The sequence below is a fragment of the Deinococcus misasensis DSM 22328 genome (genome assembly GCF_000745915.1).
Taxonomy (GTDB): Bacteria; Deinococcota; Deinococci; order Deinococcales; family Deinococcaceae; genus Deinococcus_C; species Deinococcus_C misasensis.
This window is the reverse complement of sequence record NZ_JQKG01000012.1, coordinates 40,875-61,259: the sequence shown is the minus strand read 5'-3', so window position 1 is coordinate 61,259 and position 20,385 is coordinate 40,875. Positions and strand designations below refer to the sequence as shown.

Genomic DNA, 20,385 nt, shown 5'->3' with positions numbered 1-20,385 from the left:
TAAGATGGTTTCACCTCAATCTTCATTCCTCAGCGCACTTCTCTGCGGCTGCCTGCAAGCAGCCTGCCCCTTTGGAGGTTCCCTGATTTAACCCTTTTGCCGGCTTGAACTTTTTTCCCATGAACCCAGATTCCCTCTGGGATGGATTTTTGTTGTCTTTTGAACCCCTGAAAGGTGTTTGCTGCTTTTCAGCAGGATTTGTGTTGCCCCAAAGGAGATCCCCATGATTCAACTGTCCCGTCATGTTCGCTTTGGCCTGATTGCTCTGGGGCTGGCCACCCTCAGTGCAGGCTGCGCCACCCAGCCCGAGCCTCCCTTCAAAACCCAGCCTTACCAGTGGCAGAACGTGGAAATCGTGGGCGGAGGGTTTGTTCCCGGCATCATTTTTAACTCCACAGAAAAAGACCTGATTTACGCCAGAACCGACATTGGCGGAGCCTACCGCTGGGACAAAACCACAAACCGCTGGATTCAACTCCTCAACTGGGTTGGCGCAGAAGATTGGGGCCTCTCTGGCGTGGACAGCCTTGCCACCGATCCTGTCGATCCCAACCGGGTGTATCTGGCAGCCGGTACCTACACCAACGACTGGGACCCCAACAACGGAGCGATCCTGAGGTCCAGCGACCGTGGGCAGACTTGGCAGAAAACCGACCTGCCGTTCAAAGTGGGGGGGAACATGCCAGGTCGTGGGATGGGTGAACGGCTGGCGATTGACCCGAACAAGAACAGCACCCTGTACTTCGGGGCCAGAAGTGGAAACGGACTCTGGAGGAGCACGGATTACGGCGTGACTTGGAAGAAAGTGGACAGCTTTACCCACCCCGGAAATTACATCCCTGTGCCCGGAGACGCCTATCAGGGAGACAAAGTGGGCGTGGTCTGGATCACCTTCGATCCCAAGAGCAACAAGGCAGGAGTGGGCAGCCAGAGGATTTACGTCGGCGTTGCAGACAAGGACCAGAGCATCTACCAGAGCACGAATGGTGGTGTGACCTGGAGTGCAGTGGCTGGGCAACCGACTGGATTCTTGCCTCACCATGGCGAGCTGGACAGTGAAGGGAACCTTTACATCACCTACAGCGATGGGGCAGGTCCTTACGACGGAGGCAAAGGGGACGTCTGGACCTACAACCCCACCAAAAACGAATGGACCAACATCAGTCCGGTGCCTTCCAGCAACAAAGACCTGTACTTCGGATATGGTGGGCTGGCCCTGGACCGCCAGAAACCCGGCACCCTGATGGTGGCTGCCCTCAATTCATGGTGGCCGGACACGGTGCTGTTCCGCTCGACGGATTACGGCAAAACCTGGAGCCGCATCTGGGATTGGGGGGATTACCCCAACCTGAACACCCGTTTCAACATGGACAGCTCAGGTGCCCCCTGGCTCAACTTCGGACGGGAAACCCCCAACCTGCCCGAGCCTCTGGTCAAGGTGGGCTGGATGGTGAACGATCTGGAAATCGACCCCTTTGACTCCAACCGCATGATGTACGGGACGGGAGCCACGCTTTTTGGCACCAACAACCTCACCAACTGGGACAAGAACGAGAAAATCGACCTGAAAGTGATGGTACAGGGCATCGAGGAAACCGCGGTGCTGGATCTGGTCAGTCCGCCCACCGGAGCCCACCTGCACAGCGCTCTGGGCGACATTGCGGGCTTCCGTCACGATGACCTTGGAAAAGTGCCCCAGAAAATGGCCGCGCAACCCGTGGGAGGCAGCCAGACCAGTCTGGATTTCGCAGCCCAGAAACCCGAGCTGATGGTCCGGGTCGGCAACGGTGGCAGCCCCGAGAAAAGCTTTGCTTACAGCACAGATGGTGGCCTCAGTTGGACCATTGGAAAAACCGGACCTGCAGGCACCACCGGAGGGGGCAGCGTGGCCCTTTCTGCACAAGGGAACACAGTGCTCTGGGCACCCTCTGGCAACAACCCCAGAGTGTCTTACTCTACGGACAAAGGAGACAGTTGGACCCCCTCCAAAGGGCTTCCAGAGGGTGCAACCCGCATTGTCTCTGACCGCGTGAACGACAAAACTTTTTACGCTGTCGTAGACAACGGCCTCTACGTCAGCACCGATGGAGGCGTCACCTTCAGCCTGAAAGCCCAGAATGGCCTGCCCGCAGACCTGAAAGCCACCGACTTGCAAACCGTTCCCGACAAACAGGGTGACCTCTGGGTGGCTGCAGGGAAAGACGGGCTGTACCACTCTCTGGATGCAGGAAAAACCTTCCAGAAACTGAACGGCATCGATCTGGCCAATGTGATTGGCTTTGGCAAAGCTGCACCCAACCAGAGCCAGATGTCCATTTACCTGACCGGAAAAATCAAAGGACAGCAGGGCTTCTTCCGCTCGGACGATGGGGGCAAAAACTGGGTGCGCATCAACGATGACCTGCACCAGTTTGGATCGACCAACACCACCATCACCGGAGACCCCAGGGTGTACGGTCGGGTGTACATCGGGACCAACGGCTACGGCATTGTGTACGGCGACATCAAGTAGAGTTTGTGCTTGAGAAGAGGACCCGTCTCGGGTCCTCTTTTTTGTTTTTTCTCTTCAGCAGGGCTGTTCCAGCAGTTGCTGCACTTTCAAAACCGTTCGCCAGTTGCGCACCGTGCCCGAAACCTGCAAGTGCTTTTCCAGCACCTTGTGGGTCAGCTGGGCCTCCGCCGTTCCATGCGGATAAAACAGATAAACATCTTCCCCGAGCAAATGCCAGAGGTCATCGCCGGTGGCAGCTTCCTGCAAAGCCTGCACACGGGCTTCTGAAGGTGCACGGCCCAGAAATGCCACATGCAGATGGTCGGTCTGGTCAGGAAAAGGGTTGCTCTGGATGGTGTGCTGCCATTGTTCAGCGGTCCTGACCACCACCTCGACCTCAAAACCAAAACGGTCACGGACCACCTGCTGAACCTGCCGGGCCAGAACTTCTGGTTTTGCCTGAGACTGCCAGAGGATGTTGCCACTCTGGATGTAGGTCTGGACCTGCTCAAACCCCGCTTTTTGCAAGGCCAGACGCAGGTCTGCCATGGGGATTTTCCTGTTCCCGCCCACGTTTATGCCGCGCAACAATGCCACCCGATTCATGTGCCCCGTCATTCCAGAGGCCTGTACTGGATGCCCAGCACGTCCAGACGTTTCAAGTGGACTTTCAGGCGGATCATGAAATCTGCCAGATCCTGTTTTTCAGGGTCCGTCCAGGCCATTTCACTGAGGGCGCAGAGCCTCGGGAACATCATGTACTGGGCATGCTCTGGGGTTTTGACGTACTCGGTCCAGAGGTTTGCCTGTGTGCCCAGCACGAAGCGGGCTTCCTCTGGGGTGGCCCAGCCCACCGGGTTGTACTGGTAAACCTTTTCGAGGGTGTTGCATCCACCAATCGCCAGAGGTTCACCTGCACGGTCTGAACTCTGGTAATGGTCAAGGTAGAGGTGTTCCTGAGGGACCATCACCACATCGTGTCCGGCCCTTGCCGCCTGAATGCCGCCTTTTTCACCGCGCCACGACAGCACGGTGGCATGGGGGGCCAGCCCACCTTCGAGAATTTCATCCCACCCGAGCAGTTTGCGTCCATGCTGATGCAAGAAGGTGTCCATGCGACCAACCATGAAACTCTGGAGTTCTTCTTCGTTCTGGAGGCCCAGTTCCTGCATGCGCTGTTGGGCGAAAGCACTTTCACGCCACTCCTTTTTTACGCACTCATCCCCACCAATGCAGATGTACGGAGAGGGGAAAAGGTCCATCACTTCGGTCAGCACGTCTTCCAGAAACTTCAGGGTGGCTTCGCTGGGGTTCAGGACGTGCTCGATCACCCCCCAGAAGTTGCACACCTCCAGCTTTTGACCGGTGTTCCCGAGCTCGGGGTAGGCAGCAATGGCTGCCTGCATGTGTCCCGGCAGGTCCACTTCGGGAACGATGGTGATGTGACGGACCCGGGCGTACTCGACCAGTTCACGGATTTCTGCCTGCGTGTAAAATCCGCCGTGGGGCACATCGTCAAACACTTTTGGATGGTCATGTCCGTGACCGATCAGGGTGTTTTTGCGCCATGCCCCAATTTCAGTCAGCTGAGGGTATTTCTGGATTTCGATTCTCCAGCCCTGATCGTCGGTCAGGTGCCAGTGAAACACATTCATCTTGTGGAGGGCCAGCAAGTCCAGCACGGTCTTGATGAACGATACAGGCATGAAGTGTCGGGACACATCCAGCATGAAGCCGCGCCATGCAAACCTCGGGCGGTCCTCGATGTGCACGGCAGGGATGGTCCAGTCGCATTCCTTCACACTTGGGCTGAACACCTCGGGTGGAAAGAGCTGCAGCAAACCGATGGCGGCATGAAAAAAGCCGGCTTCCCGAGAGGCCTCCAGCACCACCTGATCCTTGGTCACGGTCAGGTGGTATCCCTCTGGCCCGAGGTCCTCTGCGGACCACCCAAAGCAGATGGTTTTGCCCTGACGGTCCTTGACAAGGGGCACAGGGAATCCGGTGCTTTTGCGCAAGTGTTCTGCCAGAAACTGGGCGGTTTGCTCTGCCGATGGCAGGGTTTGAATGGAAGTTTGGGCATCCAGAGTGAAATGGGCGGAATCCGAAACAAGATGCTGTGGCAAAGGAAGGATCATGGGTTCTCCCGTGGGGTGGCCACCGCACCCAGCGCAACACACCACAGGACTCCCGGAGGCAGCAGGGTGGCGGTGATGGATGCCACTCGGAATGTGACGTGTGTCGTACTGAAGCTTGCCAGACCTCTGGAAACGTTTGCAAGCCTGCACGGTTTGGCAAGTTTCAGAAACCGGGCAAAAAAATCATTTCAACAGTTCCTGCAAAGCCCCTTCAAATTTCCCGGTTTCGTACACGCACCCGAGGTGCCCCAGATCGCACTGGATTTCCAGATGCTGGTGCTGCACTCCGGCCTGCTGCATGTGACGGGCAAAATCCCCCATGGGGGCACTCGGGAAGAACTGGTCGCCCAGAATGTTCACGCTGAGCACCTTCAATCCCTGCGCTTTCCAGTTTTCGGTGATCTGCTCCAGAGGGGAGTGCCGGAAAATGTCATGCCGTGCCACCGTTTCGCCCACCGACAGGATGTGGGGCAGACTGGCAAAGTGCTTGCGGCTGTTCAGGAACACATCCACATCGGCCTGCTGAAACTGGCGTTCCATGCCGTCTGACCCCAGACCGCAAAAAGTGATCAGGCGCAGGGTTTCATGCAAACCGTCTTCCGTGCGTGCAAGGTGCCTGAGGGTCGGCAAAAAGAAATGCTTCAACGCCACCGCTGCCTGAGGAGACCCGGCAATGATGCCCAGTCTGTGGGTGCGCTCTGGATACAACGCACCCCACATCAGGGTTTGCATGGCCCCGTAACTCGGGCCAACCACCGCATGCCAGCGCTCAATCTGCAAATGCTCCATCAGGGCTTTTTGCAAACGGGTCACATCTTTGAGGTCCACGGCAGGAAAAGTGGGGTTGTCCTCTGGCCCCGAGGCGATGATGCGCGGGTCTTTGACCTGCACGTTGGCCGGGGTGTTCATGCACACCACGAAAAACCTCTGGGTGTCGATGGTCTTGCCGTCGCCAATCAAAGGGTCCCACCAGCCCACCAGTCCATCTTCAGGGTAAACGGAGGCTGCGTGCATGGTTCCGGTGTAGTAATGGCACACCAGAATGGCATTGGAACGCGCCGGATCAAGTTCGCCGTAGGTTTCGTACCCCAGCTTCAGAGGTGATGTGCTGCCCTCCTCAAAGGTGTGCTCCACCTTGAGGACGCCCTGTCCTGTTTGCATGGTTTCAGCTTAGAGACGGGGCATCACATTGATGTAACACCGAACCTTCAGGCAAAATCTGGGCTTTGCAGAATTTGGAAAAATCCTCAGCTTCTTGTCAGAGAAAACCTCTGTTCCAGAAAGGGTGCAACAACAGCTTTGTTGGGCTCTGGCTCTCCATTTTCTGTCTGTGCTTGACTGCTGTAACACCACTGTGATGCCAGAGGTATACCCTCTAAACACAGACAAATGGAAAGGAGCCGTATGCGCGAATTTGCGGTTCAAACCTCAAGACTCCAGATGTGGGTCAGGGAACAGGGAGAAGGCACCCCGGTGCTGTTCATTCACGGCAATGCCAGCGATTCGGTGTTCTGGGAAGATGTGATGGGTCGCCTGCCCGCAGGTTACAGGGGCATTGCGCCAGATTTGAGGGGTTACGGAAAAACCGAAGACCTGACCATCGATGCCACCAGAGGCGTGATGGACTGGGCAGACGACCTGCTCTCGTTGCTCGAAGCCCTGAACATTGAGCGCTACCATGTGGTCGGACACAGCCTTGGAGGTGCCGTGATCTGGGGCCTGTTGGCAGCAGACGCCCCGAGGATCCTCACGGTCACCCTTGCTGCCCCCGGTTCTCCTTTTGGATTTGGAGGCACCCGGGACCCTCAGGGCACCCCCACCACCGAAGACTTTGCAGGCTCGGGTGGAGGCACCGTCAACCCGGATTTCCCCGCCCGCATCGCCAGAGGGGACACCAGCAACGAACCCGGTTCGCCCAGAGACATCATGAACCGCTTCTACTGGCATCCTCCGTTTGTGGCCCCCAACGAAGACGCCTTGCTTCAGGGGTTGCTGAATGAAAAAGTGGGTGCAGACCGTTACCCCGGTGATTTTGTCCCCTCTCCCAACTGGCCCGGCATGGCCCCCGGCGTGCACGGTCCCATCAATGCCCTCTCTCCGAAGTACGTGGGAGACACCGTGCAGCGTTTGCTGGCCCAGAGCCACAAACCCCCTGTTTTGTGGGTGCGCGGAGACAAAGACCAGATCGTTTCCGACCAGAGCCTGTTTGAACTGGGGACCCTCGGGATGCTCGGGGCTGTGCCCGGCCACCCCGGTATAGAAGCCTATCCCCCTCAGCCGATGGTGGCCCAGACCCGCCACGTGCTGGAGCAATACGGCCCTTACCGCGAAGTGGTCTTCGAGGACGTGGGGCACACCCCTTACCTCGAAAAGCCAGAGGCGTTCATGCAGGAATTCCTCTCCCACCTGAAATCCGCCCCTGTTCACCCCGAGAAGGCCTGAGGAAAACCATGACACCCAACCACAAAAAACACCTGATGCTGCTTGGAATTGCCCTGCTCTCTTCCGCTTCTGCGGTGAAAATTGGCGCACTGATCCCCCTGACTGGTGCCTCCAGTGTGTCCGGTCAGGCCCAGAAAAACGGCCTGATGCTGGCCCTTGATGAAATCAACAAAGCCGGAGGGGTGCTCGGACAGCCCCTCGAACTGGTCATCGAAGACGACCAGAGCAACCCCGCCAAAGCGGTGCCGGCTTTCACCAAAATGGTCACCGTGGACAAAATCGAATTCATGGTGGGCGGACTGGGCTCCAGCACCACCCTCGCGATCACCGGTCCGGCCAAACAGTACAACACCTTCATGGCGTGGTCCGGGGCTGCTTCCCCTCTGGTGGAAGATGCCATGAAGGATTACCCCTACTTCTTCCACTACCACCCTTGGGCCTACTACAACTTTGAGGCGATTCTGGGCTTTTTCAAGAACCTCAAAGGGAACAAGAAAGCCAAAAACATCGCCATTGCCTACGAAGACGGTCCTTTTGGTTCCACAGGCATTCAGGACACCGTCAACGCCTTCAAAAAAGCCGGATTCAACGTGGTCCTCACCGAAGCCTTCAAAGCGGGCAGCGGCAACTTCGCCCCTCTGGTCAACAAAGCCAAAACCCAGAAAGTGGACATCTTCTACTGGGTCGGCTACGACGTGGACGCCCTTCCCCTGATGCAGCAAATCAAAGAATCGGGTCTGGATGTGGGCATCGTGTACGGCGCACCCCCGAGCTGGCCCGTCAACTTCGAGAAAAACAAACTTGCTCAGGGGGTCGCCAGCCTGACCATGTGGACCCCAGAGCTTCCCTCGACGGCCTCCAAAAACTTTGTGAAAGCCTACAAAGCCAAGTACGGCAACATCACCGACGAGTACTTCGCCCCTCTGGCCTACCTGAACCTCAAAACCCTTGCCGAGGCCATCAACAAAGCCGGAAGCCTCAACAAAGACAAGGTCGCAGAGGTCATGGCGAAAAGCACCTTTGACACCCCGCTCGGAAAACTGAATTTCAGCCCGAGCCAGAAGATCAAATACCAGGGCTTCAAAGGCTCCAACTGGGTGACCTTCCAGTTCAGGGACGAGAAACGGATTCCGGTGTTTCCCCTGAAGGTGGCCAAAAAGACCGTGCTGTATCCGATGCCTTAAAGCCGAGGGCTGAGAGCCGAGGGCGTTGCAAAAGTGAACCCTCTGGGGGATCCTCTGTGGATCCCTCTGCAAGCCTCATGCCTTCCCAACCATCCCACAATGGAGAACCCACTTGACACTCTTTCTGGAAACATTTCTTGCTGGATTGCTGCAAAGCGGAATTTATGCGCTGGTGGCTTCCGGGTTGGCGCTTTCGGTGGGGGTGATTCACATCGTGAATTTCGCCCACGGGGAATTCCTGATGGTGGGGGCGTTCCTTTCGTGGGGCCTGTTCACCCTGCTGGGGATGGACCCCTTGCTGTCTGCTGTGGTGGCTGCACTTGCCATGTTTGCTGGAGGTGCCCTGACCTACCGCACCACCATCAAGCATGTGCTGCTGGCCCCAGAGCTGAACCAGATGCTCCTGACGTTTGGCATCAGCATCACCTTGCAAAACCTTGCGCTTTTGCTGTTCGGGGGCAACACCCGCGTGGTGAACACCAGTTATCAGGGTGAAGCGGTGGTGCTGTTTGGCCTGTCCATCGGGCTCACCAAACTGATGGCGTTCCTGCTGGCCCTTGTGCTGTTGGTGGGGTTGTACCTGATGCTGTACCGCTCAAAACTCGGGCGCAGCATGCGTGCTGTGGCCCAGAACCGTCTGGGGGCGCAAATCATTGGTCTGGATGTGCACCGCATTTACCTGATTGCCTTCGGGATTGCTTCTGCACTGGCCGGGGTGGCCGGGGTGCTGGTGAGTGTGCTGCTGTTCGCCAGTCCAGCGGTGGGTCTGGTTTACACCCTCAAAGCCTTTGCGATCATTGTGATGGCGGGCCTCGGGAACATGACTGGGGTGCTGTGGGCCAGTGTGCTTTTGGCCCTTTCGGAAGCCTTCGTGCAGACCTACATTCCCAACGGTGGCCGCATGAGTGAAGCGGTGTTCTTCCTGTTGATTTTTGCCACCCTCGTGTTCCGGGCCTCCAGAGGTGCCCGATGATCCGCACGGTCCTTTCCGTGGTGCTCGGGCTTCTGGCACTCAGTTTTCCGTTCTTGCCGCTCGGGGCTCAATCGGCGTTCATGCTGCAAATCGCCAACTTCACGGTGATCACGGCGGTGCTGTCTTTGAGCTGGGACATTCTGGCCCGCACCGGGCAACTTTCTCTGGCCCACGCAGCGTTTTACGGCATCGGGGCATACACCTACACCATCCTGATGGCCCAGTCGGCCCCGTGGTGGCTTGCGGTGCTGGTCTCGGGCCTGATGGCGGGTCTGCTCAGCCTGATCCTCGGGGCGGTCACTTTGCGTTTGCAGGGGATGTACTTTGCCATCGCCACCCTCGCTTTCACCGAAGTGATCAAAACCGTGATCCAGAACCTCCCCGAGAAGTTCGCCGGGGGTTCCACAGGCATGCTGGTGCCAGGCCTGTTCAACGGGCAACCCACCGCCCAGTATTACGCTGCGGTGGTGCTCTTGGCGGTCACGTTGCTGGTCAGCATCTGGGTGAGGAACAGCAAACTGCATTACGCATTCACTGCCATCCGTCAGGGAGAGCAGGTGGCGAGGGTGCTCGGGGTGTCGGCCAACCGCTACAAGCTGCTGGCGTTTTTCATCAGCAGTGTGCTGGCCGGATTTGCCGGGGTCTTGTACGCCTCCAAGACCTTTTTCATCATTCCTGCCGAGACCTTCAGCCTGTCGGTCAGTGTCAGCAGCCTGACCACCGCAATTTTTGGGGGGCTGTACACCACCCTCGGGCCGGTGATTGGGTCGGTCATCCTGATCACCCTTGAAGAACTTTTGCGCCTGAAAATCCCCAACGGGTACCTGGTGGTGTACGGGGTGATGCTGGTCCTGACCATCCTGTACCTCCCCAGAGGCATCATGGGCCTGCTGGAAAGGAAAAAGCCATGATTCTGGAAGTCCGCAACGTGCAGAAATCCTTCGGTGGCCTGATGGCGGTGCGGGACATGGGCCTCCACCTCGATCAGGGGGAAATTCTGGCGGTCATTGGCCCCAACGGTGCTGGAAAAACCACCCTGCTGAACTTGCTCTCCGGGCTTTTTCTGCCCGATGCAGGGCAGATTGTGCTGTCCGGCCACGACATCACCCGCGCATCCCCAGAGAAACGCTGTCACCTCGGGATCGGGCGGGCTTTTCAGGTGGTGCGGCCTTTTCTGGAAATGACCGTGTTTGAAAACGTGATGGTGGGGGCGATGTTCGGCAAAAACGGCCTGACCCGCAAGCAGGCCACCGAGCACACCGAAAAAGTGCTGACCCTGACCGGACTGGAGCAGCATGCCAGCAAAAACGCCCACGACCTGACCCTGATGCAGGACAAGCGTCTGGAGGTGGCCCGTGCTCTGGCGACCCGGCCCTCGGTGCTCTTGCTGGACGAGGTGATGGCGGGTTTGCGTCCCACCGAAGCGCAAGATGCCGTGCAACTGGTCAAGCAGGTGCGCAGCAGTGGGGTGAGCGTGCTGTTCATCGAGCACGTGATGCCGGTGGTGCGCGATCTGGCAGACCGGGTGGTGGTGATGGAATACGGCTCCAAACTGGCAGAGGGGCTGTACCACGATGTGGTCCGCAACGAGAAAGTGATTGCTGCCTACCTCGGGGAGGAGGTGTCATGAAACTCGAACTGCACAACCTTCAGGCTGCTTACGGCAAAATTCAGGTGCTCTGGGAGGTTTCCCTGACCGTGGAAGAAGGCCAGTTTGTGGCCCTGATTGGCGCAAACGGGGCAGGGAAGACCACCACCCTGAGGGCCGTGAGTGGCCTGATGCCTCTGAAAGCCGGACAGATCCTGCTGGGCGGTCAGGACATCTCCAAACAGTCCAGTGCTGCCAGAGTGCAGCAGGGCCTCGGGCACGTTCCAGAGGGCAGGCAACTGTTCCCCTTGATGACCGTGCAGGAAAACCTCGAACTCGGGGCGCAGGTGCGCAGTGCAGCATGGCAGGTCAAAGACCAGACCCTGCAAAAAGTCTACGCCCTTTTCCCCCGTCTGGGAGAACGCAAAACCCAGCTTGCAGGCACCCTCTCTGGGGGTGAACAGCAGATGGTCGCCATCGGACGGGCGATGATGGCTTTGCCCAAAGTGCTTCTGGTGGATGAGCCTTCTCTGGGCCTCAGTCCCCTGCTCACCAAAGTGGTGTTTGCTGCCCTCAAAGAAATCAACACCCATGGGGTGGGGGTGCTTCTGGTGGAGCAAAACGTGCGCCAGAGCCTGCACCTTGCCGATCAGGCTTACGTGCTGGAAAACGGTCAGGTGGTCCGCGAAGGACCGGGTCAGCGTTTGCTGGAAGACCCTGAAGTGCAAAAAGCCTATCTGGCGTTCTGAGCAGGGGTTTACCCCCAGCAGATTTCAGAAGATTTGACAGTTTCGATCCTCCAGAACAGGCATGCTGCTCTGGAGGGTTTTGCTGGGTTTGCAAAACCATGCTCTTTTAACCATGAATGAACTTTATTTTAGGTGGGCCTAAGATTCAGGGTGTAAAGTGGACCCTGTTGAATGCAGATCCATTCTGGCATCCACCCATTGACACCTTTTGCTGAACTTGCAGCACAGAATTGAGGAACCCCATGGCCACACCCCCCGAAAACCAAACCTCTGGCTGGAGGCAAGCCAACACCTCCCAGTCGCTTTCCGAAGCACACGCTTCGATTCCTGTTCACGACAACAAACCGGCATGGCGCAGGTTTCTGGCCTACGTCGGACCGGGTGCTCTGGTGGCCGTGGGCTACATGGACCCCGGCAACTGGGCCACCAACCTTGCAGGTGGCTCCAAATTTGCCTTTGCCCTCCTGAGCGTGATCCTGATCTCCAACCTGATGGCGATCTTGCTGCAAACCCTGTCGTTGCGCCTCGGGATTGCCACAGGCCGGGATCTGGCACAAGCCTGTCGGGACCACTATCCCAAACCTGTTGCAGTGGTGCTCTGGCTCCTTGCAGAAATCGCCATTGCAGCCACCGACCTCGCAGAACTGATTGGGGCTGCCGTGGCCCTCAATTTGCTGTTCGGGCTTCCCCTCATGTGGGGACTGGTGATCACCGCCTTTGATGTGATTTTGCTGCTGGCCTTGCAAAACAAGGGTTTCAGGTGGCTGGAAGCTTTTGTGATCACCCTGATGGTCACCATCTTCGTGTGTTTTGGCATCGAAATGCTGCTGGCCCAGCCCGCGTGGTCACAGGTCCTCAAAGGCTACATCCCCACCCGAGAGATCCTCAGCAACCCCGAGATGCTCTACATCTCGATTGGCATTCTGGGGGCCACCGTGATGCCCCACAACCTGTACCTGCATTCCAGTCTGGTGCAAACACGGGCCTTCAAACGCACCGAGCAGGGCAAAAAACAGGCCATCAAATTCGCCACCCTCGACACCGTGATCTCCCTGATGCTGGCCCTCCTGGTCAACTCGGCCATGCTGATTCTGGCAGCCAGTGTCTTCTTCAAAAGTGGGCGCACCGAAGTGGTTGAAATCACGCAGGTCTATGAACTGCTGTCTCCCATGCTGGGCACCGCTCTGGCCAGCACCCTTTTTGGGGTGGCCCTTTTGGCCTGCGGTCAGAACGCCACCATCACCGGGACCCTCAGCGGTCAAATCGTGATGGAAGGCTTCCTGAACTTCAAAATCAAACCGTGGATCCGCCGCCTGATCACCCGCCTGATTGCCGTCACCCCGGCGATCATCGTGACCTACCTGTACGGCGCAAAAGGGGTGACGGACCTGCTGGTGCTCTCACAGGTGATCCTCAGCCTGCAACTGTCCTTTGCGGTGTTTCCCTTGCTGGTTTTCACCTCGGACCGCAAAAAAATGGGGGTGTTTGTCAGTCCACTCTGGTTGAAAGTGCTGGGCTGGACGGCTGGATTTGTGATTGCAGCCCTCAACATTTACTTGTTGCTGGTGACGTTTGGTGTGGTCAAAAGCGTGGTTTGAAGCTTTTGGCAGTGAAACCAGAGGTTTTTATGGCATCCTCTCGTTTTACGGATCAATCAAGAAAACCAGACACTTCTTTTGAACCTGTTTTTGTGTAACATGAAACCAAGTGCTTTCGTTTTCTTGGAATGCGTTCACAAAATAAAAAGGAGTGCCCATGAACCCACAATTGTTATGGAATGCCCTGCTTTTCCCATTTCAACCTGAAAAAAAGGGCCGTGTGTTGCTGGAATCCCCCCTCAAGCATTTCGGACTGGTTTTTTTGCTGGCTGGAGCGTTCTGGCTCTGGTCGATGTATGCCGGATGGCAGGGTGCATCATCCATGCTGGACATCACCATGGGATTGGTTTCGTCAGGATTGTCCATCTGGTTGACAGCCCAGTTGTTGCAGATGATCGGCGTGCACATCCAATTCGTGGATTTGCTCAAATTGGGCATTTCTTCCAGCCTTTTGCTGATGGTGCTGGCACCTTTTCTGATCCCCAATCAGGTGATGGTCAGCACAGGTGGTCTGGCTTGGACGGCTGTGATCTTCATGGTGATGTTCTGGTCCATCGCAGCTTACTGCATTGCTTTGGGAAGGTATTTTCAGAGAAGCCCGTGGGCCATTTTTGGCATTGGTGTGCTGTCTGGCCTGTTGATCTCAGGGTTGGGCTTTGTGTTGGGGGCTCTGGGACTTCCCATGGATTCCTGGCAAGGTTTCAACACGGTGTACCTCAAACCCAACTGATCCACACATAAACTGCACCTGAGACCGGGCTTATGAAAGATGAAGCCCGGTTTTTGTCATCTGGTACAGTGCTCAATCAAAAAACCCCGAGAATGGGCTGGTTTTTCCAGTTTCAACTTTGTTTGATGCAGCCCAACCCGAGGCAAGCCTTCATGTTTCTCTTGCAGCATGAGGTTTTTGGTGAAGTTCGCTTTGCTGGAACATCACCTGTTGTCTTGCACGGCCTGAGATCATGAGGGTGTCGATCTGTGAAGTCGAATCTGATTTTGTTTTCACTGTTTTCATTGCCCTGCATGCACATTCTTTCACCACAGGGGCATCCGGAGGAAGAAACCATGACCACAACCATGACCACCCTGAATCCAGACCCCCATGCACCCAGCAATTCACGCATTTTGATGTTCCAGCACGATCTGGTTGAATCCATGATGATCCGGCGTTTTGTGAACCAGTTGGGTTACTTGGTGCACGAGGTTGCCCACCCAGAGGACGCCACCGAAGCCCTCAGCCATGAAGAAGGGTTTGGTGCGATTTTGCTGGACCTCGGGGTGAAAATGGACCGGGCTTTTCAACTGCTCAAATCCTGCCGTGAACATTTTCCCAACACCCCTGTGATCGTGGTGTCCAGCATCCGTCAAGAGGAAGTGCTGGAATGGCTCAAGCGTTTTGGGGTGCAGGATGTGATTGTCAAACCCCGTTCCTTAAGAGAACTGCTCTTGCGCGTGGAGAACGATCTGGAAAAATACGCCCCTCTGGCTTCCTGAGGGAAGTTTTCACGGAAGAGATTTCAATCAGCCATACATCAAAAGAGGACAGGAATGCTCCTGTCCTCTTTTGTGTGTTCTGTCTTCACCGGTCAAAACGGAAGATGTCCCAATCGGGATGAGACCCCTTGAGCAGCACATCCCGGATCATCTGGGCGGCCAGAATGCTGTAGGTGATGCCGTTCCCTCCGTACCCCAGAGCAAAATAAGCCTGCGGAAAGTCCGGGTGGTCCCCGATGTAGGCCAGACCGTCGCGGGTTTCTCCGAAAGTGCCGGCCCATGAGTAAGCGGTTTCCAGAGGAATCTCTGGGAAAAGCGCCCTGAATTTGGTTTCCAGTCTGGCTTGCTTGAAGGGAATCCTTCGTTCACGGATGGGCAGGGTGCGGAAGGTTTCGTCTTCTCCGCCGATCATGATGCGGCCATCTTGCGTGGTGCGGGCATAGTGGTAAGGCCGCGCTGTTTCCCAGACAAGGGCCTGTTCGTGCCACCCCTCAAAAGTCTTCACGGGTTCACTGACCAGAGCGTAAGAGTTGCGCAGATTGACCACTTTTTGCTTCAGGATGCTCTGGGCCTCATAGCCAGAGGCGAAGATGATCTTTTTGGCCCTGACCTCCACGTTGCGGTTGGTCCTGACAGTCACACCAAAATGGTCCATGTCCCAGGACAGGGCTTCGGTGCGGTCAAAGATGTGTGCCCCTTTTTGCTCTGCCTCTTTCAGCAGGGCATGACACAGGCGGTAAGGATCCACCTCTGCTGCCACGGGCGAGTAAAGGGCTGCTTTTTTCTGGAAGGGGAAACGTGCAGCAAGGTCCTGTTCGTCCCAGAGTTCCAGTTCGATGCCGTGTTTTTTGCGGAGGTCGTATTCGGCCCTGAGAAGTTTGACATCCTGAGCTCTGGAGGCATAGTACAGGCTGGATTTTTTCTGGAAACCCACATCCGCATCCAGCTTTTCAGAGAGCTTCTCGATGTCCAGAATGGCCTGCAAGCACAGCAGATACGCTCTGGCTGCGTGGTCTTCGCCCAGCATCTGGCTGAGTTCGGTGAGGGGCGTGTCAATTTCGTATTGCAGCATGGCTGTGGACGCACTGGTGCTGCCATAAGCCACATCCCGTTTGTCCAGCACCACACAACCGATGCCTGCTTCAATGAGGTGCCATGCCAGAAGGGCTCCGGTGATGCCTCCTCCCAGAACCACCACATCGGTGTTCACAGGGGCATCCAGAGCGGGATAACTTTCCATCAATCCATTTCGAATCGGCCAGAAGGCCTTGCCTGATCTGAGGTCCATATGCTGGCATTTTCTCTGGTTTTCGGGCTTCAAACTGCAAGCCTGCACGGGATTGATTTGTGTGCTGGACGGTCCCATTCTCATGTTGTTCTTGCTCTGGTTGTGGCTGTCTTAACACTGTGTCGATTCTTCCTTCTCTGGCTTTCAGAAATCCCTAGCCTGTCATACAGAAGCACGTGATTTTCATTCAGGAGGACCCATGTTGAACAACGAACAAACCATCAGTAAACTGCAATTCTTGCTTGGCACCCTGCGCGACGGCGAAAAAGGCTACCGCGAATCTGCCGACGAAGCCACCCACGCCGATTACAAGCAACTTTTCAATGAATACGCTGCCCAGCGTTCCCGTTTGATCGGTGAACTGGAGCAGGCCATCAGCCGACTGGGTGGAAAGCCTCAGGACCACACCAGTGTGGGTGCTGCTTTGCACCGTGCATGGATCAATGTGCGTGATGCCATCACCGGCAAAGACGATTACGCCGTGATTGCCGAGGCCGAGCGCGGTGAAGACGCTGCCGTGGAGAACTACCAGGACGTGCTGAAAGAAGAACTTCCCAGCGAGATCCGCACCTTGGTCGAGCGCCAGTACGCCGAAGTCAAATCCGCCCATGACCGGGTGCGCGACCTGAAACACAGCCTGCAAGCTGCCCGAAGCTGATTTTTGCTGCTGAACTGCTGAAAAGAGAACCCCCGAGTTGCTGCGCTCGGGGGCTTTTTGTTTCTGGATGGTACAGTCAGCGTTTGACCACGAACACCACAAACACCGTCTGGTCCAGCGTGGCTTCCAGTGTCACCATCAGGTCTCCGTCAAACTGGACCAGATCTCCGGCTTGCACTTCAAAGGGTTGATCGTCCAGCAGGATTTTCAGGGCACCAGAGGTCACCTGAATCAGCACGTCCTCTCCAGGGTGGTTGTGGGGGGGCATGCTCTGGCCAGCATCCAGTTTCTTGCGAACCACTTTGCTGGTGGGGCTTTTGTGCACCACTCCGGTGGCATCAATGGTTTTCAACATGGTTTCTCCTCAGGCAGGCCTCGGGATGGGGGGATGCTCTCCGTACTGGGTGCGGTATTGCTCCCAGCACTGCTGGGCATCCTGCAAGCGGTTGTTGCCGTTCAGGAGGTCAATCAGGGCTTCATAAGCATCAAACTGGAAGGGGTCAATCGACAGGATGCGGTAGTACATCTCCTGTGCATCGGCCTGCTGGTCGTTTTCCTGCAGGAAGTCGGCCATGCGGAACATCACCCGCACCGCCTGTTCTTTCAGGTAATTGCGTTCCAGAGCGCACCAGTCTGCGTAGGCTTCATCGGCCATGAAATCCCCTTTGTACAGCTTGAGGGCCAGACGGTACTGCTGCACCGCTTCTTGCCCCTGCATCTGGTCGGCCTGATGCACCAGACGCTCGAACCGCTCCACATCCAGATGATGCACCGCTTCGGGGGCAAAACGGTAGGTGTTTCCGTCCCGGACAATCAAGGTGGGTTTGGAGGGGTCCTGTTCGATGGCTTTGCGCAGGGCGTTCAAGACCACATGCAGCCTCGGGGTGGCTTTCTCGGGATCCTCCTCGGGCCAGAGGGTGTCCAGCAGTTCTTCGGTGGTGATGGGCCTTCCCCATCTGGACACCAGAATTTTCAGGAGCAGGTAAGCTTGCCTTCTGCCGAAGTCGGTGGGTCCCATCAATTGGCCCTGTTTTTTGACCCGGAAGGCCCCGAGGGTTTCGATTTCCAGCCACGGCACATCCACCGTCTGGACTTCGGTTTCTTTGCGTGGAGCAAGCGCTTGCCATGCCAGACGGTTGAACCACATGAGAGGGGCCACCGCCTGCGTGGACGGTGCCCAGCCTTTCGAGAAGTGCATGGTTTGCACCCCCGAGACTTCCGATCCAGACCACAGGGGCAGGCACACCGTGCGGGTGCTTTTCTCCTGATGGTCGCAGGCCATGCCCGGAATCGAATTGACCAGAATTTTGCCTTTGACCGCCGGACAGTGGCAGATGTGGTTGCAGGCCGGGAGTTGCTCGGGGTGGGACTCGATGCGTTGCCCGTTCAGCAGGTGAATCACCCCGCATTGACCGCCAGAGATTCTCAGGCCCTGTTCCAACAACTGGGTCATCCCTTCTGTGGAAGCCCCGGAGTGCACCGAGTCGGTGATTTGCTGAAAAGCCCCTTCGCTCAGGGAGGTGAGCACCGAATACAAACTGGAAGCCAGCAATGGGGCCACATGGCTCAGGATCCTTTCGGTTTCTGAAGAAATTTGAGGGGCTCTGGTGGCCAGACTCAGCACCCCGATCACCTTGTGGGGCAGCAAGAGGGGATAGCAGATGTAAGACTGGTACCCGAGTTTTTTCACATCGTCGCGCAGGTAACGGCGGTCTTGTTGCACGTCATGGGTGATGATGGGCTGTCTGCTCTCGGCCACAATGCCGGGATAACCCATGCCGAAACGGAACACCATCTTTTCCAGAAAAGCGCTGCGGTGCTTGCCATCGTAAGAGGTGAGCAGCAAATGGGTTTGCTGTGGACTGGCCAGAAACAATTCCGCAGAATCCACTGCGGTTTGTTGCCGCAATTCGGACAGGAACACTTTGAGGATCTGGAAAAAGTGCTCTGGGGATTGCAACAAGCGTCCGGTGGCCCAGCTCAGCGATTGCAAAACAGACTGTACAGCAGGCGTGTTCATGGGGCTCCTGAGGGTGACCCTGTGAAACAGGTCCAGAAAAGGGGAGATGTGCTCAAGGTGTCCCCATTATACTTTTCTGTTCAAGGACAAAACCCTTAAGGTGCATGTTAAATGCACTTTACAATTCGGATCAACGCCCACAGCAAAAAAGACCCATCCAGAGATGGGCCTGACTGCTTTGAAACCTTCACCAGCCTTCCAGCACGATTTTTCCAATGGTGCGCCCGGTTTCCAGTTTGGCATGGGCCTGTTTCAGGTGCTCTGCATGGATGGTCCCGAGGTTCTCCTGCACGGTGCTTCTCAGGGTGCCTGCATCGATTTCTCGGGCCACGCTGGTCAGGATGTGGTGCTGCTCGATCATGTCGGGGGTCTGGTGGGTGCTGCGCGTGAACATCAGTTCCCAGTGGAAGCTGACGCTTTTGCCAAACAGTGCCCCCAGAGCCAACTTTTCACCGGTGCCATTGATGCACACGATGCCTCCCTGTGGCCGGATGATTTTGACACTGACATCCCAGTACTGCACGGTGTTGACGGTGTTGAAAATGAAATCCACCTCGGGGATGCCCACACGGGCCAGTTCCTCATCCAGAGGCTTGCTGTGGTCAATCACCACATCGGCCCCCATTTCCTTAACCCATGCCCGGGTTTCGGGTCTGGAAGCCGTGGCGATCACCTGCAGACCGGCATTTTTGGCCATTTGAATGGCAATCGAGCCTACCCCACCTGCACCGCCAATGATCAGGATGCTCTGGCCCTGGTGCTCTTCAGAGAGGCGCAGGCGGTCATGCAAAGCCTCCCACGCAGTCAGGGCAGTCAGAGGCAGGGCTGCGGCGTCTGCGAAGCCCAGAGACTCAGGCTTCAGGGCCACAATGCGTTCATCCACCAACTGAAACTGGGCATTCGAACCGGGGTGCACAATCGACCCCGACCAGTACACCGGATCTCCCACTTTGAACAACGAGACCTGATCGCCCACGGCCTCCACCACCCCGGCCCCATCCCACCCGAGGATTTTCGGCTCGGGCAATTCAACCCCGGGTCGGGCTTTGCGTTGTTTGAAATCCACCGGATTGACCGAAATGGCCTCCACGCGGATGAGCAGGTCCCGTCCTGTGGCCACAGGGATGGGCAACTCCAGATCCAGAAAACTTTCAGGATGTTCGATGGGCAGGTGTGCTTTGATGCCAACGGCTTTCATGTTTGACCCCTTGAAGGTGTGAATGGATTGGGCAGCCTGCCTTGCTTGCTGCTCTGTCATGCAGTATCGTGCAAACATGCAGCATGCACAAGTACTTACAGTTCTGATACGTAGTCACAAAAATGAGACCATTGTGTCTGGAACGCAACCAAGAAAGGATGCCTGATGTCTGAAGACACCTCAAGCATGGACCGCAAATGGGATTGTCGTTTTGGTTGCCCGGTCGAACTGACCCTCGAAGTGATTGGGGGTCGCTGGAAAGGGGTGATCATGTACCACCTCAGCAAAGGCACCCTGCGTTTTGGACAACTGAAACGCCTGATTCCCGGCATCACCCAGAGGATGCTGACCCTGCAACTCCGTGAACTTGAGTCCGATGGACTGGTCACGCGCACGGTGTACCCGGAGGTGCCCCCTCGGGTGGATTATACGCTCACTGAAGTGGGGAAAAGCCTGCAACCCATCATCCACGCCATGCTGGAATGGGGCCGTGAGAATCAGGATTACGTGTACGCCCTGAGAAACAAAAGCAACACAGTGGCCTCTGCCGGTTGAAGGGCGCAG

At 56.6% G+C, this 20,385-nt stretch carries 19 protein-coding genes; 12 read left to right on the top strand and 7 right to left on the bottom strand.

Going from position 1 to position 20,385, the window contains the following annotated elements; genetic code table 11:
- The first annotated feature begins 223 nt into the window (after positions 1 to 223).
- Complete coding sequence (locus Q371_RS09600) at positions 224 to 2,512, top strand: xyloglucanase (RefSeq protein WP_051963945.1); 2,289 nt, start codon at positions 224 to 226, stop codon at positions 2,510 to 2,512.
- 54 nt (positions 2,513 to 2,566) lie between these two features.
- Here the strand turns inward: Q371_RS09600 and Q371_RS09595 are convergent, their stop codons facing one another.
- The 3 genes from Q371_RS09595 to Q371_RS25560 all read right to left on the bottom strand — a co-directional run bounded on the left by Q371_RS09595 (position 2,567) and on the right by Q371_RS25560 (position 5,790).
- Positions 2,567 to 3,097: a DUF1697 domain-containing protein gene (locus Q371_RS09595; protein WP_034339446.1), complete on the bottom strand. Its 531-nt coding sequence runs from the start codon at positions 3,095 to 3,097 to the stop codon at positions 2,567 to 2,569.
- A gap of 8 nt (positions 3,098 to 3,105) precedes the next feature.
- The gene (locus Q371_RS09590; RefSeq protein ID WP_051963940.1) at positions 3,106 to 4,629 is read right to left on the bottom strand and encodes a beta-N-acetylhexosaminidase; all 1,524 of its coding nucleotides are present in this window, start codon (positions 4,627 to 4,629) and stop codon (positions 3,106 to 3,108) included.
- 183 nt (positions 4,630 to 4,812) lie between these two features.
- Positions 4,813 to 5,790 (bottom strand): alpha/beta fold hydrolase, encoded by a 978-nt coding sequence (locus tag Q371_RS25560; RefSeq protein ID WP_051963938.1) that lies wholly within the window; start codon positions 5,788 to 5,790, stop codon positions 4,813 to 4,815.
- 243 nt (positions 5,791 to 6,033) lie between these two features.
- On the opposite strand from Q371_RS25560, the gene Q371_RS09580 reads away from it, so the two are divergent.
- The 9 genes from Q371_RS09580 to Q371_RS09540 all read left to right on the top strand — a co-directional run bounded on the left by Q371_RS09580 (position 6,034) and on the right by Q371_RS09540 (position 14,657).
- Positions 6,034 to 7,071 (top strand): alpha/beta hydrolase, encoded by a 1,038-nt coding sequence (locus tag Q371_RS09580; protein WP_211253825.1) that lies wholly within the window; start codon positions 6,034 to 6,036, stop codon positions 7,069 to 7,071.
- 8 nt (positions 7,072 to 7,079) lie between these two features.
- Positions 7,080 to 8,255, top strand: coding sequence for an amino acid ABC transporter substrate-binding protein (locus Q371_RS09575; RefSeq protein ID WP_051963935.1), 1,176 nt, complete (start codon positions 7,080 to 7,082; stop codon positions 8,253 to 8,255).
- Between the two features lie 112 nt (positions 8,256 to 8,367).
- Positions 8,368 to 9,228, top strand: a complete 861-nt coding sequence (locus Q371_RS09570; RefSeq protein ID WP_034339441.1) for a branched-chain amino acid ABC transporter permease — start codon at positions 8,368 to 8,370, stop codon at positions 9,226 to 9,228.
- The gene (locus Q371_RS09565; protein WP_034339438.1) at positions 9,225 to 10,139 is read left to right on the top strand and encodes a branched-chain amino acid ABC transporter permease; all 915 of its coding nucleotides are present in this window, start codon (positions 9,225 to 9,227) and stop codon (positions 10,137 to 10,139) included. The genes Q371_RS09570 and Q371_RS09565 overlap by 4 nt, the downstream gene beginning before the upstream one ends.
- Positions 10,136 to 10,858 (top strand): ABC transporter ATP-binding protein, encoded by a 723-nt coding sequence (locus tag Q371_RS09560; protein WP_034339436.1) that lies wholly within the window; start codon positions 10,136 to 10,138, stop codon positions 10,856 to 10,858. Before Q371_RS09565 ends, Q371_RS09560 begins: the two co-directional genes overlap by 4 nt.
- On the top strand, positions 10,855 to 11,565 hold the full coding sequence (locus tag Q371_RS09555) for an ABC transporter ATP-binding protein (RefSeq protein ID WP_034339434.1): 711 nt from the start codon (positions 10,855 to 10,857) through the stop codon (positions 11,563 to 11,565). The genes Q371_RS09560 and Q371_RS09555 overlap by 4 nt, the downstream gene beginning before the upstream one ends.
- A gap of 242 nt (positions 11,566 to 11,807) precedes the next feature.
- Positions 11,808 to 13,163 carry an Nramp family divalent metal transporter gene (locus tag Q371_RS09550; protein WP_034339432.1) on the top strand — a complete coding sequence of 452 codons (1,356 nt, stop codon included), beginning with the start codon at positions 11,808 to 11,810 and terminating at the stop codon, positions 13,161 to 13,163.
- A 157-nt stretch (positions 13,164 to 13,320) separates the two neighbouring features.
- The gene (locus tag Q371_RS09545) at positions 13,321 to 13,893 is read left to right on the top strand and encodes a hypothetical protein (protein ID WP_034339429.1); all 573 of its coding nucleotides are present in this window, start codon (positions 13,321 to 13,323) and stop codon (positions 13,891 to 13,893) included.
- A gap of 335 nt (positions 13,894 to 14,228) precedes the next feature.
- Positions 14,229 to 14,657 (top strand): response regulator, encoded by a 429-nt coding sequence (locus Q371_RS09540; protein WP_034339424.1) that lies wholly within the window; start codon positions 14,229 to 14,231, stop codon positions 14,655 to 14,657.
- A gap of 85 nt (positions 14,658 to 14,742) precedes the next feature.
- Here the strand turns inward: Q371_RS09540 and Q371_RS09535 are convergent, their stop codons facing one another.
- Positions 14,743 to 15,897 (bottom strand): NAD(P)/FAD-dependent oxidoreductase, encoded by a 1,155-nt coding sequence (locus Q371_RS09535; RefSeq protein WP_245618305.1) that lies wholly within the window; start codon positions 15,895 to 15,897, stop codon positions 14,743 to 14,745.
- Positions 15,898 to 16,144: 247 nt separating this feature from the next.
- On the opposite strand from Q371_RS09535, the gene Q371_RS09530 reads away from it, so the two are divergent.
- Entirely contained in the window at positions 16,145 to 16,603 is a 459-nt protein-coding gene (locus Q371_RS09530) for a PA2169 family four-helix-bundle protein (RefSeq protein WP_051963932.1), read from the top strand.
- Between the two features lie 76 nt (positions 16,604 to 16,679).
- Here Q371_RS09530 and Q371_RS09525 read toward each other — a convergent pair whose 3' ends face one another.
- The 3 genes from Q371_RS09525 to Q371_RS09515 form a co-directional block, all read right to left on the bottom strand.
- The gene (locus tag Q371_RS09525; RefSeq protein ID WP_051963929.1) at positions 16,680 to 16,958 is read right to left on the bottom strand and encodes a cupin domain-containing protein; all 279 of its coding nucleotides are present in this window, start codon (positions 16,956 to 16,958) and stop codon (positions 16,680 to 16,682) included.
- A 9-nt stretch (positions 16,959 to 16,967) separates the two neighbouring features.
- Positions 16,968 to 18,623, bottom strand: coding sequence for an AfsR/SARP family transcriptional regulator (locus Q371_RS09520; protein WP_051963927.1), 1,656 nt, complete (start codon positions 18,621 to 18,623; stop codon positions 16,968 to 16,970).
- A 187-nt stretch (positions 18,624 to 18,810) separates the two neighbouring features.
- Complete coding sequence (locus Q371_RS09515; RefSeq protein WP_034339420.1) at positions 18,811 to 19,821, bottom strand: zinc-binding alcohol dehydrogenase family protein; 1,011 nt, start codon at positions 19,819 to 19,821, stop codon at positions 18,811 to 18,813.
- Between the two features lie 165 nt (positions 19,822 to 19,986).
- On the opposite strand from Q371_RS09515, the gene Q371_RS09510 reads away from it, so the two are divergent.
- Entirely contained in the window at positions 19,987 to 20,376 is a 390-nt protein-coding gene (locus tag Q371_RS09510; RefSeq protein WP_051963924.1) for a winged helix-turn-helix transcriptional regulator, read from the top strand.
- The last annotated feature ends 9 nt before the right edge of the window (positions 20,377 to 20,385 follow it).